This window comes from Candidatus Kurthia intestinigallinarum, from assembly GCF_003991225.1.
GTDB lineage: Bacteria > Bacillota > Bacilli > Bacillales_A > Planococcaceae > Kurthia > Kurthia populi.
This window is the reverse complement of record NZ_JTFC01000003.1, coordinates 25,617-40,232: the sequence shown is the minus strand read 5'-3', so window position 1 is coordinate 40,232 and position 14,616 is coordinate 25,617. Positions and strand designations below refer to the sequence as shown.

At 38.0% G+C, this 14,616-nt stretch carries 13 protein-coding genes and 1 other annotated feature; of the genes, 9 read left to right on the top strand and 4 right to left on the bottom strand.

Annotated features, from left to right (window positions below):
- The first annotated feature begins 26 nt into the window (after nt 1–26).
- The 4 genes from qoxA to qoxD all read left to right on the top strand — a co-directional run bounded on the left by qoxA (nt 27) and on the right by qoxD (nt 3,860).
- Nucleotides 27–953, top strand: a complete 927-nt coding sequence (qoxA, locus tag QI30_RS00555; protein ID WP_126989019.1) for a cytochrome aa3 quinol oxidase subunit II — start codon at nt 27–29, stop codon at nt 951–953.
- 63 nt (nt 954–1,016) lie between these two features.
- Nucleotides 1,017–2,975, top strand: a complete 1,959-nt coding sequence (gene qoxB / locus QI30_RS00550) for a cytochrome aa3 quinol oxidase subunit I (protein ID WP_126989048.1) — start codon at nt 1,017–1,019, stop codon at nt 2,973–2,975.
- Nucleotides 2,975–3,577 carry a cytochrome c oxidase subunit 3 gene (locus QI30_RS00545; protein WP_126989018.1) on the top strand — a complete coding sequence of 201 codons (603 nt, stop codon included), beginning with the start codon at nt 2,975–2,977 and terminating at the stop codon, nt 3,575–3,577. The genes qoxB and QI30_RS00545 overlap by 1 nt, the downstream gene beginning before the upstream one ends.
- Nucleotide 3,578: 1 nt before the next feature.
- A complete protein-coding gene (gene qoxD / locus QI30_RS00540) occupies nt 3,579–3,860 on the top strand; it encodes a cytochrome aa3 quinol oxidase subunit IV (RefSeq protein WP_126989017.1) in 282 nt (93 codons plus the stop codon).
- A 118-nt stretch (nt 3,861–3,978) separates the two neighbouring features.
- Here qoxD and QI30_RS00535 read toward each other — a convergent pair whose 3' ends face one another.
- Entirely contained in the window at nt 3,979–4,506 is a 528-nt protein-coding gene (locus tag QI30_RS00535; RefSeq protein ID WP_126989016.1) for a gamma carbonic anhydrase family protein, read from the bottom strand.
- Between the two features lie 123 nt (nt 4,507–4,629).
- Between QI30_RS00535 and QI30_RS00530 the strand changes: the two genes are divergently transcribed.
- The gene (locus QI30_RS00530; RefSeq protein ID WP_126989015.1) at nt 4,630–5,433 is read left to right on the top strand and encodes an alpha/beta hydrolase; all 804 of its coding nucleotides are present in this window, start codon (nt 4,630–4,632) and stop codon (nt 5,431–5,433) included.
- A 348-nt stretch (nt 5,434–5,781) separates the two neighbouring features.
- Nucleotides 5,782–7,221: an alanine/glycine:cation symporter family protein gene (locus QI30_RS00525; protein ID WP_126989014.1), complete on the top strand. Its 1,440-nt coding sequence runs from the start codon at nt 5,782–5,784 to the stop codon at nt 7,219–7,221.
- Nucleotides 7,222–7,272: 51 nt separating this feature from the next.
- Here QI30_RS00525 and QI30_RS00520 read toward each other — a convergent pair whose 3' ends face one another.
- Both QI30_RS00520 and QI30_RS00515 read right to left on the bottom strand, forming a co-directional pair.
- Entirely contained in the window at nt 7,273–7,881 is a 609-nt protein-coding gene (locus QI30_RS00520) for a tRNA (mnm(5)s(2)U34)-methyltransferase (protein ID WP_126989013.1), read from the bottom strand.
- Complete coding sequence (locus QI30_RS00515; protein ID WP_126989012.1) at nt 7,878–8,849, bottom strand: TIGR01212 family radical SAM protein; 972 nt, start codon at nt 8,847–8,849, stop codon at nt 7,878–7,880. Before QI30_RS00515 ends, QI30_RS00520 begins: the two co-directional genes overlap by 4 nt.
- A gap of 162 nt (nt 8,850–9,011) precedes the next feature.
- On the opposite strand from QI30_RS00515, the gene QI30_RS00510 reads away from it, so the two are divergent.
- The 3 genes from QI30_RS00510 (at nt 9,012) to QI30_RS00500 (ending at nt 13,663) form a co-directional block, all read left to right on the top strand.
- Nucleotides 9,012–10,178 (top strand): MDR family MFS transporter, encoded by a 1,167-nt coding sequence (locus QI30_RS00510; RefSeq protein ID WP_126989011.1) that lies wholly within the window; start codon nt 9,012–9,014, stop codon nt 10,176–10,178.
- A gap of 64 nt (nt 10,179–10,242) precedes the next feature.
- Nucleotides 10,243–10,453, top strand: a binding site (T-box leader).
- 53 nt (nt 10,454–10,506) lie between these two features.
- Nucleotides 10,507–12,924 (top strand): leucine--tRNA ligase, encoded by a 2,418-nt coding sequence (leuS, locus tag QI30_RS00505; RefSeq protein WP_126989010.1) that lies wholly within the window; start codon nt 10,507–10,509, stop codon nt 12,922–12,924.
- Between the two features lie 112 nt (nt 12,925–13,036).
- Complete coding sequence (locus QI30_RS00500) at nt 13,037–13,663, top strand: Bax inhibitor-1/YccA family protein (protein WP_126989009.1); 627 nt, start codon at nt 13,037–13,039, stop codon at nt 13,661–13,663.
- A gap of 152 nt (nt 13,664–13,815) precedes the next feature.
- Here QI30_RS00500 and QI30_RS00495 read toward each other — a convergent pair whose 3' ends face one another.
- The gene (locus QI30_RS00495) at nt 13,816–14,586 is read right to left on the bottom strand and encodes a glucosaminidase domain-containing protein (protein ID WP_126989008.1); all 771 of its coding nucleotides are present in this window, start codon (nt 14,584–14,586) and stop codon (nt 13,816–13,818) included.
- Nucleotides 14,587–14,616: the final 30 nt, after the last annotated feature.

The following is a 14,616-nucleotide window of genomic DNA, read 5'->3' as shown; positions in this document are numbered from 1 at the left end:
ATAGTTGTTTTAGAAGGGAGTACAACATGAGAAAAAAAGTACTAATCTTGCCGATTGTTATGGCGTTTATGGCTCTAGTTTTATCTGGCTGTGAACCATTGATGGTATTTGACGCGAAAGGTCCGAACGCTCGTACACTTTCGACTACCATCTTAATTTCGATCGCTACAATGGTAATTATTCTTTTAGCTGTGTACATTATCCTTGCAGTAGTATTAGTAAAATACCGCGCAAGCAAATTACCAGCTGATTACGAACCTCCTTTTGAAGAAGGTAACCGTAAACTAGAATTCGTTTGGACAGCTATTCCAATCGTTATCGTAGCTTTCTTATCAGTTGTAACAATTTGGTCATTAGAAAAGGTTGAAAATCCACAAACAGAAGATTACGCAAATACTGAACCATTAGTAATTTATGCATCTTCTTCTGAATGGAAATGGCACTTCAGTTATCCTGAACAAAATATTGAAACAGTTAACTATGTGAACATTCCAACAGATCGCCCAATCGAATTCCGTCTATACTCTTACGGTATGATGACAAGTTTCTGGGTACCACAATTAGCAGGTCAAAAATATGCTATGAGTGACATGACTACAACAATTCACCTAGCTGCAGATGAAGCAGGTGAATACTTCGGACGTAACAGCTTATTCAACGGTCCTGGCTTCGAAGCACAACAATTCGAAGTACAAGCTATGGAACAAGCTAAATTCGACGAATGGACTCAAGATGTAAAATCTACTGAGCCTGAATTAACAGAACAAAAGTTCAACGAATTACTTAACGCAGCCCACGTTGGCCGCGAAAGCTTCTCTTCTACTCACTTATCATTCAGCCCAGCTCCAGCATCTCACCACGATATGATGAATGCAGAGTCTTACAACAAATCTAAAGCTGATCAAACTGGTAACGGTAAACTTAACATTCACCGTCATACAGACAGTCACTAAGGTTTAAAATCTGAATAATAATCTTCTCAAAAGTAGAAGCAAGAAAGGAGTCACACTAAATTGATGAGTTTTGACGCAATCTTTGCACCGTTAAGCGAGCCTATGGTCTTTGGTACCTTCATCGGTATCGTAGTAGCATCACTTGCTGTTGTAATTGGTTTAACTTACTTCAAAAAATGGGGTTGGTTATACAGTGAATGGCTAACTACAGTTGACCACAAACGTATCGGTGTAATGTATATCTTTGTAGCTATTATTATGCTATTCCGTGGTGGCGTCGACGCATTATTAATGCGTGCGCAAACTGCGATTCCTGAGAATGGCCTATTAAACTCTGCTCACTATAACGAAATCTTCACAACACACGGTCTTTTAATGATTTTGTTCGTTGCGATGCCGTTCGTTATTGGTCTTATGAACGTTGCTGTACCGCTTCAAATTGGTGCACGTGACGTAGCGTTCCCACGCTTAAACTTACTAAGCTTCTGGTTAACAGTAGCTGGTGCCATCTTAATCAACGTTTCGTTCATTTTTGGTGGATCACCAAACGCAGGTTGGACAGGGTACTTCCCATTGTCTGGTCCTGAGTACAACCCAGGTGTTGGTAATAACTACTACGCTTGGTCAATCCAAATTTCTGGTTTCGGTACATTAATGACAGGTATTAACTTCATTACGACAATCATGAAAATGCGCGCACCTGGTATGACACTAATGAAAATGCCAATGTTTACTTGGTCTATTTTAATCACTAGCTTAATCATCACTTGTGCGTTCCCAGTTATCACTGTAACAATGGCTATGATGACTTTAGATCGTCAATTCGGTACTAAATTCTTCGCTATGTCTGACGGTGGTATGGACATGCTTTACGCTAACTTATTCTGGGTATGGGGTCACCCTGAGGTTTACATCGTAATCCTTCCAGCATTCGGTATCTTCTCAGAAGTTATCGCTACGTTCTCACGTAAAAACTTATTTGGTTACGGCTCAATGGTAGCAGCAATGGTAGTTATTTCTACACTTGCATTCTTAGTATGGGCTCACCACTTCTATACAATGGGTCACGGTGTATTAACAAATGGTGTATTCTCAATCACTACAATGTTAATTGCTGTACCAACAGGGGTTAAGATTTTCAACTGGTTATTAACTATGCGCCACGGTAAAATCTCATTCACAACTCCAATGCTTTACGCTTTAGGCTTTATTCCAATCTTCACTATCGGTGGGGTTACTGGTGTAATGCTTGCAATGGCAAGTGCGGACTATCAATATCACAACACATTATTCTTAGTTGCTCACTTCCACTATGTATTAATTCCAGGTACAGTATTCGCATTATTCGCGGGTTACCACTACTGGTGGCCACTTATCTGGGGCTTCCGTCTTAACGAAAAACTTGGTAAAGCAGCATTCTGGGTTATGGCAATCAGCTTTAACGTAGCATTCTTCCCAATGTTTATTCTTGGTTTAGATGGTTATGCTCGTCGTATGTACACGTATTCAGCAGCGACAGGTTACGGTCCATTATCAATGGTATCATTCATTGGTGCATTAGGTTTAGCCGTATCATTCATCTTAGTTGCTTACAACATCTACTATTCATTCCGTTACGCAAAACGCGAGGGCTCAGATCCTTGGGATGCGCGTTCACTTGAATGGTGTGTTCACACCCCAGCTCCAAACTACAACTTCGCAGTTATTCCTACAGTTACTCGTCTTGATGAGTTTTGGTTTGCGAAAAAAGAAGGCCGCGACCTTCAAGCTGGTAAAATTGAAGATATTCATATGCCAAACAACTCACAAAGTGCGTTCTGGCAAGGTATCGCTATGACTGCATGGGGATTCTTCTTCGTATGGGCAGAGTGGATTCCAGCTGCTATCTTCTTAGTAATTACTTTAGCATTCATGCTTTACCGTTCATTCCAAAAAGATGACGGTTATCATATTCATGTTGCTGAAATCGAAGAAACAGAACGTCGCTATGACGAAAATGGCGGATTGCGAGGTGCTAAATAATGGCTCATCACGTTGATCACAGTCAACCATTAGAATACTCGACTACGCAAAACCGCTTAAATATTTACGGTTTCTGGATTTTCCTAGGTGCGGAGATCGTGTTATTCGCCACATTATTTACAGTGTACTTTACGTTATCTGATCGTACAGGTACAGGTCCAACTGGAGAAGAAATTTTCGAATTAGGGCCAGTTTTAATTGAAACATTCTTATTATTAACAAGTTCATTCCTAATTGGTTTAGGTGTACATGCAATGCGTCTTGGTCGTAAAACACCAATGGTTGTATTCTACATCTTAACGCTAATTCTAGGTTTAGGCTTCTTAATTGTTGAAATTGATGAATTCTTCACTTACGTACATGAGGGTGCAACAATTACTACAAGTGCATTTGTATCTTCATTAATGACTACTATTGGTACTCACGGTGCTCACGTAACATTCGGTTTATTCTGGGGTACAGCGATTATCATCCAAGTTATTCGTAATGGCATCAATGCTCGTACAGCGAACAAAGCATTTATCTTCTCGCTATACTGGCATTTCCTTGATGTTGTATGGATTTTCATCTTCAGCTTTATCTACTTGAGAGGATTGATGTAATATGGCAGAACTATTTCCTAAAGAACACGTCGTGGGCTTTATTGGCTCATTAGTTTTAACTTTTGCTGCACTGTCCGTTGTGTGGTTAGACGTATCTATGGTCGTTGGTATGATTATTCTGCTTGTTACAGCTTTAATTCAAGCAGCTGTCCAATTAATGTTATTCATGCACATTGGTGAAACTGATGATAAAGTCGATATCTGGGTTGCAACATTATTCGCATTCGGTATTGGTATCGTAACAATCATTGGTTCATTATTAGCCATGGTTTGGGGTTACTAATCCCATAAAGATTGAGTTCCCCGAAAGAAGGTTGTGAGAGAAATCTCACAACCTTTTTTATTATAAAAAACAGGCGTCGCAAATTTGCGACGCCTGTTTTTCGTTAGTGAAACGGTTATTAACGTAAAAGTGGAGTTTGTTGTACAGCTTTATAGTATTGGCCTTTTTCACAGTACTCATTTAAAATGCGTGTCATATCTTTTTTATCTTCTTCTGTTAATTCGCGTACGACTTTAGCAGGACGGCCAAATGCAAGCATATTAGGTGGAATTTTCGTACCCTGCGTGACAAGACTGCCTGCGCCAATAAAAGCACCTTCCCCAATCTCAGCACCATCTAAAACGATTGAAGCCATGCCAATTAATGCACCTTTTTTTACATGACAGCTATGTAACGTAGCTTGATGCCCAATAGTGACGTCATCTTCTAAAATTAATGGGTGTGCAGGACTTTGATGAAGACAACTTAAATCTTGAATATTTACGCGCTCACCAATAATTGTTGGAGAAACATCACCGCGAATAACAGTATGATAGAAAACAGATGAATCTTTTCCGATTGTTACATCACCTGTGATAACAACACCATCACCTAGAAAGACGGAAGGGTCGATAGTTGGCTCTTTATCTTTAAATGGGTATAGCATATAAAATCTCCTCATTTCGTAAAAATTTAATCTAATCGTACCAAACTACGTGTATTATTGGAACAGTTAAATGCGTTTATGCGTTACAATAGAGAGAGTAAACAGAAGGAGCGATTTTATCTTATGTGGAAATGGGAAGCTGATGGACAAGCGCGAGGTGTTGCGGTCGTCATACATAGTGCTTATGAGCATCATAGACGTTATGCGTGGCTGATTGAGGAATTACGCTCAAGAGGCTTCCATGTGATTGCTGGAGATCTTCCAGGGCATGGAGAAGACAGCAAACATAAAAAAGTGCATGACGAAGCGTTAAAGGACTATGAACGGTATGTGAAATTGATGATAGAGACAGCTTTTGATTATAACTTACCGGTATTTTTATTTGGTCATGGAATGGGCGCGATTTTTGGAATATATGCTGTACAAAAATACCGCTATGAAGTAGCAGGTTTAATTTTGACTTCTGCATGGTTTCATTTACAGCATCAACCATCACGTGTGTCGAATGCAGTACCAGGTTTAAGCAAAATTGCAGGTGGATTTAAAATCCATCATGATATTACAGTGAAGCAACTAACACGAAGTTACGATGCGTATTTAGAAATGAAAGATGATATTATGTATAATTCTAATGTGACGGTAAAATGGTATAATGAATTGCATAATTTTATGAAGGCCTTATACCAGTCTGAAAAAGGTATTCCGGATATTCCTGTGTTAATGATGAATGCAGGTGCAGATAAAGTTGTTGATACAAATTATGCAAAAAAATGGCTTTTGAAGCAGCCGATTTCAGATTTCATATATAAAGAATGGCCTAAATGTCATCATGACTTATATTTAGAGCCTGAGCGAGAATTAGTGTTTAGTTATGTAGAAAGTTTTCTCTTTAATTCGTTGAAAAATATTGGTTATATTGTAGAATAATAAAACTACCCTCAAACAAAAAGAGGGTGGTTTTTTGTTTGCTATTTTTGATTGTACGGTAGTCAGATGTCATATATAGGATAAGACGTAAAGTGTTTTTAAGGAGGACATTTTTTAATTAATACTTCTATAAAAAGTAAAAAGCTTGATATTAAAAGGTTTTTAAAACATAAATATTTATTTTCTGTTCTTCTCAGAAGAACAGAAAATAGACAATAAGTACTTTTTTTGTATGAAAGCGTTTTAAATTGTTCGGGGATATTTATTTTCAAATGCTTGTCTTATATAATGAGTTTATTGTTATAGCAAAAGAATTTTTCATAGGTACAACGAGAAAGGAAAGTCATAATGGAATTTATTAATAAACTTTACGATCTCTTATGGGGACCGTGGATGATTTACGGCATCATGCTAGTCGGTGTTGTTTTTACGATTTTAACAAAAGGTGTACAAGTTCGATTTTTAAAAGATATGTTTGGTCAAATTTTTCATGGTAAAAAGTCAGATGCAGGCGTTTCTTCATTCCAAGCGATGTCGATGGCACTATCTGGCCGTATTGGAACAGGGAATATTGCTGGTACAGCGACAGCCATTGCCTTTGGTGGTCCAGGCGCAATTTTCTGGATGTGGGTAATTGCATTTTTTGGTGCGGCAACAGCATATGTAGAATCAACACTTGCTCAAATTTATAAAGAAGAAAAAAATGGTGTTTACCGAGGGGGCCCAGCATTCTATATACATAAATTTACCGGGAAGCGATGGTTAGGTATGATTTTTGCTATTGCAGCTTTAGTAGCGATGTCATTTCTACAACCAACTGTACAAGCAAATGCGATTGCAGATGCGATGTATAATGCTTTTGAGTTACCACATTGGGTTTCAGGATTAGCAGTTTGTTTGATTTTAGGACTTATTATTATTGGTGGTGTTAAACGTATTGCAGCAGCAGCATCGTTTATCGTACCATTTATGGCTATTGCTTATATTTTAGTTGCGGTTATTATTATTATTTTAAATATTGATCAAGTGCCATCAATATTCAGTTTGATTTTTCGTAGCGCATTTGGTGCAGATGAAATGTTTGGTGGTATTTTAGGTGCGGCAATCGCATGGGGGGTTAAACGAGGAATCTATGCGAATGAAGCCGGGCAAGGTACAGGTCCTCACCCAGCAGCTGCTGCAGAAGTATCACATCCAGTAAAACAAGGTTTAGTACAAGCGGCTTCTGTTTACTTAGATACGTTCCTCGTTTGTACAGCAACAGCATTTATGATTTTATTTACAGGTATGTACAATGTGCAAGAAGGAGAAGGAACAGGCGCATTTATCGTTCAAAATTTACCGGGTGTTGAAGCAGGAACAGCCTTTACACAATATGCTGTAGATGCAGCTTTCCCGATTGCAGGCTTTGGTACAATTTTCGTTGCATTCGCTTTATTCTTCTTTGCTTTTACAACAACGATGGCGTATTACTACATTGCAGAAACAAATATGGCGTATATTTTTGATGGTAAGAAATTAAAATTAGGTATTCGATTCGTACAAATTGTTATTTTATTTGCTACTTACTTTGGTGCTGTTCGTCCATCTGAATCTGCTTGGACGCTAGGTGATATCGGCTTAGGTATCATGGTTTGGGTCAATGTGATTGGCTTACTATTTTTAGTGAAACCAGCATTAATTGCACTAAAAGACTATGAACGACAAAAGAAAGCCGGAAAAAATCCTGTCTTTAATCCTGAGGAATTAGGCATTAAAAATGCAGATTTCTGGATGAAAAAGAAATAATGAATAAAAAGAGGCTGGGATTAAATCCTAGCCTCTTTTTTCTATACTATACTATTGTATAACGCTTTGTTTTTCAGTAGCGTTCATTTTTGTGTACGGTTTTACTTTTTCTAACGCCAAAATAAATGGTGGGTCATTTTTTTGATTTAAAAAATCATAACGTAATACATGAACTTGTTTTTGAGATAAAGATTCAACATATGTTAACACGTCATCACGTTCTTCTTTACCGCCTTCATGCCCATGATAGACAACAAGTACAATGATGCCGCCTATTTTCATCATTTCAAGCATTTCATCAATGGCTTGAATTGTAGTTTGACCATGTGTTGTTACAGTATGATCAGCACCAGGTAAATAGCCTAAATTGAAAATAGCGCCACCAATTCGTTCATCTACATAGGTTGCGATATTTTCATGGCCATCTAAAATAAGTGTTGTGCGTTCAAATACACCATGTTCTTTCAGGCGATCTGCTGTTGCATCTAGTGCCTGTTGTTGCACATCAAATGCAAAGACGTGACCTGTGTCACCAACAAGCTCTGTTAAATATAGTGTGTCATGGCCGTTTCCAGCTGTCGCATCAATCGCGACATCTCCAAAATCAATAGATTTACGTAGCAATGTTTTCGCGTAGTCCAATACGCGTTCTAGCTTCATCGAGTTGTCACTTCTTCTTTCTTATATAATTTACCTTGCCAGCTATTACGATTAGCTAACTCAGCATCAATTCCATTTAAAACTTCCCATTTATTCACTGACCACATTGGACCGACCATTAAATCAATCGGGCCATCACCAGTAATACGTTGTACGACCATTTCTGGTGGGATTAACTCTAATTGGTCTGCTACTAATTGAATATATGCATCTTTTTCCATTAATTCAAGTTGCCCTTTTTCGTATTGTTTTACAAGTGGTGTGCCTTTTAATAAATGAAGTAAATGAATTTTAATGGCTTGTACATCAAGCTGCCCAGCTACGCGTGCTGTCTCAAGCATCATGTCATAGTCCTCTAGTGGAAGACCGTTAATAATATGTGTACATACACGAACACCATGTTTACGCAGTTTTTCCACGCCTTCTACATATGTCTGGAAGTCATGTGCACGGTTAATTAAATTAGCTGTTTTTTCATGAATCGTTTGTAGGCCTAGTTCTACCCATAAGTATGTGCGCTCATTTAGTTCAGCTAAATATTCCACAACGTCATCAGGTAAACAGTCTGGACGTGTAGCAATGCTTAAGCCCATTACACCTTCACAAGCAAGAGCCGCTTCAAATTTTTCTTTCAATACAGGAAGCGGGGCATGCGTATTTGTGTAAGCTTGGAAGTAGGCCATTGTTTTACCATCTTTCCATTTATGCTGCATACGTTCTTTAATTGTAGCAAATTGAACAGGAATTGGGTCAACACGGTCACCCGCAAAGTCACCTGAACCCGCTGCTGAACAAAACGTACAGCCACCAAATGCTACGGTGCCGTCACGGTTTGGACAATCAAAGCCGGCATCTAGCGCGACTTTATAAACTTTACAGCCGAATTCATCGCGTAAGTAGCGATTCCATGTATAATAACGTTTTCCATCCGAAGGGAAAGGAAATTCTGTTGGATTTGTTTCTGTCATTTCTTATTTCACTCCTCAACAACTCATTGTATCATGTGAGGCGATGTCAGACGACCACTTTCTACTCGGACGAAAGTAGGAGTTTCAAAAACATGCATTGTCAATTTATATAGACTTTTGTTATGATTGCGAGGATTTAATTTGTTTATAGGAGGGTTTCATATGCCAAAAAGCGTATGGTTCCTTATAATCGGTATGGTTGTCAATACGGTCGGCAATTCGTTTCTATGGCCGTTAAATACAATTTATATGCATGAGGAGCTTGGGCAATCATTGTCTACTGCAGGGCTTGTCTTAATGGCAAACGCTGCGGCGGGTGTTGTTGGGAATTTACTCGGGGGTTTTTTATTTGACCGCTTAGGTGGCTTTCGGACAATTATGGTGGCGTCAATTTTAACAATTATCGGCTTAGCGGGCTTAACGATTTGGCATGGCTGGCCGCATTATATTTGGTTTTTAGCATTGATTGGTTTTACCGGGGGAATGATTTTTCCGTGTATGTTCGCGATGGTTGGTACAGCTTGGCCTGAGGGAGGACGTCGAGGATTTAATGCGATATATTTAGCGCAAAATTTAGGTGTGGCATTTGGTCCTGCGTTAGCTGGCGTCATTGCAAATTATAGTTTTGATTATATTTTCATTGCGAATTTAATGATGTACATTGTCTTTTTTGCAATTGCTTTCTCATATAAAACAATTCCACAAGGCTATGGTATTGCACCATCTAATGTCATTAGCGAAGGGAAACAAATTAAAGATAAATCGAGTCTTTATGCGCTATGTATTTTAGGGATTGGATATATGCTTGGGTGGGCAGTTTACACACAATGGACAACAACGATTTCAGCATACACACAAGAAATAGGCATTTCGTTAAATCAATATAGCTTGCTCTGGACGGTAAATGGATTGTTAATTGTAGCGGGACAGCCGCTTATTAATCCATTAATTAAACGACTAGGTGACCGCTATCAAATAATGATTGTGACAGGTGTTTTAATCTTTATCTTATCTTTCTATGTATTGACCTTTGCAGAAAATTTTAGAATGTTTTTAGTTGCAATGATTATTTTAACGTTTGGTGAAATGTTCGTCTGGCCAACTGTGCCAACGATTGTTAGTACATTAGCGCCACCTGGACGAGATGGGTTTTACCAAGGTCTTATCAACTCCTTTAATACACTTGGAAAAATGATTGGACCAGTAGCCGGTGGTTTATTGGCAGAAATTTATGGGATGCAGTTCACATTTTACTTCTTAATGATTATTTTGGCTGTGTCGATTATTCCTTATTCACTGTATCATTTGCCGCTAAAGAAAAAGATATAAAAATTCTAAAAATAGCGTAATCTCTTGTCAATGTACAACAATTCAAGTACAATGAGTGCAATATGATATGACATTGAAGAGGAATAGTACGTTAAGGATTACTAATAGAGAGCTAGTGGTTGGTGGAAACTAGTAGATGAATTAACAGAACTCGCCTTGGAGTCACATTGGTGAACGTAAATTAACCAGCGTCGTCTGTCCGCGTTAAGGGTTCAAGTTGAGTGAGTACACTAATTTGGGTGGTACCGCGGTAGCGTTATGCTGTCGTCCCTTTCTATGAGGGATGGCAGCTTTTTTTACGTTTAAAACATAAAAGGAGGCAATTACTTTGAGTTTCAACCATAAAGAAATTGAAAAGAAATGGCAAAAAGTTTGGGATGATAATAAAACATTCAAAACAACAAATGAACCAGAAAAACCAAAATTCTATGCATTAGATATGTTCCCGTATCCATCAGGTGCAGGTCTTCATGTAGGACACCCTGAAGGCTATACAGCGACAGATATTTTATCTCGCTTCAAACGTATGCAAGGATACAATGTACTTCACCCAATGGGATGGGATGCATTTGGTCTTCCAGCGGAACAATATGCACTTGATACTGGGAATGACCCAGCCGAATTTACATTAAAAAATATCGCGACATTCAAGCGTCAAATCCAAGAACTTGGTTTTAGCTATGACTGGGATCGCGAAATCAATACAACAGACCCTTCTTACTACAAATGGACACAATGGATTTTCATCCAACTTTACAATAAAGGCTTAGCTTATATTGATGAAGTAGCTGTAAACTGGTGCCCGGCACTTGGCACAGTACTTGCTAATGAAGAAGTGATCGATGGTAAATCAGAGCGTGGTGGTCACCCAGTAGAACGCCGCCCAATGAAACAATGGATGCTTAAAATTACAGCTTATGCAGATCGTTTAATCGATGACCTTGAAGATGTTGATTGGCCAGAAAATATTAAAGATATGCAACGTCACTGGATTGGTCGTTCCGAAGGTGCTGAAGTTGATTTCACAGTTTCTTCTACAGGCGATAAATTCACAGTGTTTACAACACGTCCTGATACATTATTCGGTGCAACATATACAGTATTAGCACCAGAACATGAACTAGTATCAAAAATTACAACAGTTGAACAACAAGCAGCTGTTACCGCTTATTTAGATGAAGTGAAAATGAAATCAGACCTAGAACGTACAGATTTAGCGAAAACAAAATCAGGCGTATTCACAGGTGCTTATGCAATTAATCCAATTAACGGCAAAGAAGTGCCAATCTGGATTGCTGACTATGTATTAGCTACTTACGGTACAGGTGCTATTATGGCCGTTCCAGCGCATGATGAACGTGACTATGAGTTTGCTAAAAAATTCGAATTACCAATCATCCCAGTACTTGAAGGCGGCAATGTAGAAGAAGCAGCATTCACTGAAGATGGTCAGCACATCAACTCGGATTTCTTAGATGGTCTAGGTAAAGAAGAGGGAATTTCAAAAGCAATCGCATGGCTTGAAGAAAATAAAGTCGGCGAGAAAAAAGTATCTTATCGTCTACGTGACTGGTTATTCTCTCGTCAACGTTACTGGGGCGAACCAATCCCTGTGATTCACTGGGAAGATGGCTCAATCTCAACTGTTCCAGAAGACCAATTACCACTTGAACTTCCAAAAATAGATAATATCCATCCATCAGGTACAGGTGAATCACCACTTGCAAACGTTGCAGATTGGGTAAATGTTGTAGACCCTGAAACAGGTATGAAAGGTCGCCGTGAAACAAATACAATGCCACAATGGGCAGGTTCTTCATGGTACTTCTTACGCTATATTGATCCACATAATACAGAAGCAATCGCAGATCCAGAGCTCCTAAAACGTTGGTTACCAGTTGATATTTATATCGGTGGTCAAGAACATGCTGTTCTTCACTTATTATATGCTCGTTTCTGGCATAAAGTGCTTTATGACCTAGGCGTTGTACCAACAAAAGAGCCATTCCAAAAATTATTTAACCAAGGAATGATTCTTGGTGAAGGTAATGAAAAAATGTCGAAATCAAAAGGTAATGTTGTAAATCCTGATGATATCATCGAGTCACATGGTGCTGATACACTTCGTTTATACGAAATGTTCATGGGACCACTTGAAGCATCAATTCCTTGGTCTGAAAACGGCTTAGATGGCGCACGTCGCTTCTTAGACCGCGTATGGCGTTTATTCGTTAATGAAGAAACAGGCGAATTATCTTCAAAAGTTCAAGATTCTACAGATACAACATTAGAAAAAGTTTATAACCAAACGGTTCAAAAAGTAACAGATAACAATGAACATATCCGTTTCAATACATCAATTTCTCAAATGATGGTATTTATTAACGATTGTTATAAAGCAGACGTTGTACCAACTGCTTACGCAGAAGGCTTCGTAAAAATGTTATCACCAATCGCGCCACACATAGCAGAAGAACTTTGGACAAAACTAGGTCATACGGAAACAATTACGTATGCAGCGTGGCCAACATTTGACGAATCAAAACTTGTAGATGATGAAGTTGAAATCGTTGTTCAAGTTAATGGTAAAGTTCGTGCAAAATTAATGGTAGCGAAAGATGCGACTCGTGAAGATTTAGAACAAATCGCACTTGCAGATGAAACGGTTAAAGAACAAATTGACGGTAAAGATGTGAAAAAAGTTATTGCTGTTCCAGGTAAATTAGTGAACATCGTAGCAAAATAAATAATAAAAAGAGCTTAAGACATACATGCCTTAAGCTCTTTTTGTATGAAATGAAACTATTTAAGTAATCGAACGTATAATAAACAAAGACATTTTATTAGGAGAGATTTAGATGGATTCACAATTTGGTAAAGTACTACGGTTCTTTACAATCTTATGGGTACTAACTGCAGTAGGCCTATTCATTGGCGTATTTATTCCACCAGCACTTGTATTGCCGATTTCAATTTCGACAATTATTATTTTGATTATCTTTATGTTCAGTCGTACAGCTCGTCGTATGAGTAAGTGGTTATCGTCAATTTTTGCGTTACTAACAGGGATTACATTATATAGTTTATTAAACTTTTATATGGGCGCTTTAGGTGGCGGATTAGTGTTAGTCATCTTTGGTACGACAGCTGCTATTTTTATTATCGTAGGTTTCATTGGTTATAATTTGAAAGCAAATTTAGCTGGATGGGGTAAGTTTTTATTCATCATTTTAATAGGGGTTATTATTTTCTCAATTCTTTCAATTTTTGTAGGCTTTAGTGATATTATTATGGTAATCGCAAGTGCTATTGGCGTTCTATTATTTGTCACTTATACACTATATGATATGAACCAAATTCGTCATCAAACGATTACTGATGAAGATGTGCCACTTGTTGCACTGGATCTATATTTAGATTTTATTAACTTATTCCGCGAGTTATTAAGCCTTGTGTATTATTTGAGAAATATTTTTTCCCGTTAAATTAAATGGACTAAAAAAGAGACTGATCTAAAAAATATTTCAGTCGAAAAAGTAAGCATGATAAAAGAAGGAATCGCTTTTGCGATTCCTTCTTTTATTATTGCGGACCGATAATCGATAGGAGATAAGTTCTGCCCCAGTCTATTTTATCGTTATTGAGAAATATATAAAATAACTTTATCTTCTTTTTTTAACTCATTTGTCGTCAAGTGATTCCACTGACGAATAAGCGTTTCTGAAATATTATATTCTTTTGCAATATCCTCTACATTATCGAAAAATTTTGCTCGTACAATTTTTTTCGTAGCAGAAGTATCGTATGCTTCTAAATCATATTGCTCAATTAAGGCATTTAACTTTTCAGCGTAGTTTGAGTCAGTAGCATAGCTACCGGTTAATGCCTCTGTTGCTTCTTGATACGTTCGTGCATTTGTCTTAAACGTATCAGCATAAATATCTTTATTCCATGAAGTACCTTTTGCTAATAATGCAGCGTAATCCTCCATAGAAGCATGGTAATCAGGGTATTTACGGAAATCAGCTTTGATGGTCGACATATTGCCTTTTCCATCGTCTTCTTGTGTTTTCATTTTGACGGATTGATTATCGTATTTACCTTTAATCCCATAAAGGTTATAGTTTGGCTCACTTCCAAGACCACTTGTACCAAAATGACTTTCAAGCGAGGCCTGGGCAATCATCACTGAGGCATAAAGATCATGCTCTGCAGCAACTTCCCGTGCAACCTCACCAATTTCTCCAATAAATTTTTCACGTACTTGTTGTTGGTTAGTAGGGTCTGGCAATGTTGTTTTGGCAGCATCGAAAATTTGAATAATAGCAATAACTGCACAAGTTGCTAATAGGATAGATGCAATAATCAATCCGATTATCCATTTTATCCATGACTTGCGTTTTTTCACTTCCCAGCCTCCCTTTGCATTGAATACCTA

Coding starts and splice junctions, on each gene's coding strand:
- qoxA (WP_126989019.1), top strand. CDS start 27: ATGAGAAAAAAAGTACTAATCTTGCCGATTGTTATGGCGTTTATGGCT.
- qoxB (WP_126989048.1), top strand. CDS start 1,017: ATGAGTTTTGACGCAATCTTTGCACCGTTAAGCGAGCCTATGGTCTTT.
- QI30_RS00545 (WP_126989018.1), top strand. CDS start 2,975: ATGGCTCATCACGTTGATCACAGTCAACCATTAGAATACTCGACTACG.
- qoxD (WP_126989017.1), top strand. CDS start 3,579: ATGGCAGAACTATTTCCTAAAGAACACGTCGTGGGCTTTATTGGCTCA.
- QI30_RS00535 (WP_126989016.1), bottom strand. CDS start 4,506: ATGCTATACCCATTTAAAGATAAAGAGCCAACTATCGACCCTTCCGTC.
- QI30_RS00530 (WP_126989015.1), top strand. CDS start 4,630: ATGTGGAAATGGGAAGCTGATGGACAAGCGCGAGGTGTTGCGGTCGTC.
- QI30_RS00525 (WP_126989014.1), top strand. CDS start 5,782: ATGGAATTTATTAATAAACTTTACGATCTCTTATGGGGACCGTGGATG.
- QI30_RS00520 (WP_126989013.1), bottom strand. CDS start 7,881: ATGAAGCTAGAACGCGTATTGGACTACGCGAAAACATTGCTACGTAAA.
- QI30_RS00515 (WP_126989012.1), bottom strand. CDS start 8,849: ATGACAGAAACAAATCCAACAGAATTTCCTTTCCCTTCGGATGGAAAA.
- QI30_RS00510 (WP_126989011.1), top strand. CDS start 9,012: ATGCCAAAAAGCGTATGGTTCCTTATAATCGGTATGGTTGTCAATACG.
- QI30_RS00500 (WP_126989009.1), top strand. CDS start 13,037: ATGGATTCACAATTTGGTAAAGTACTACGGTTCTTTACAATCTTATGG.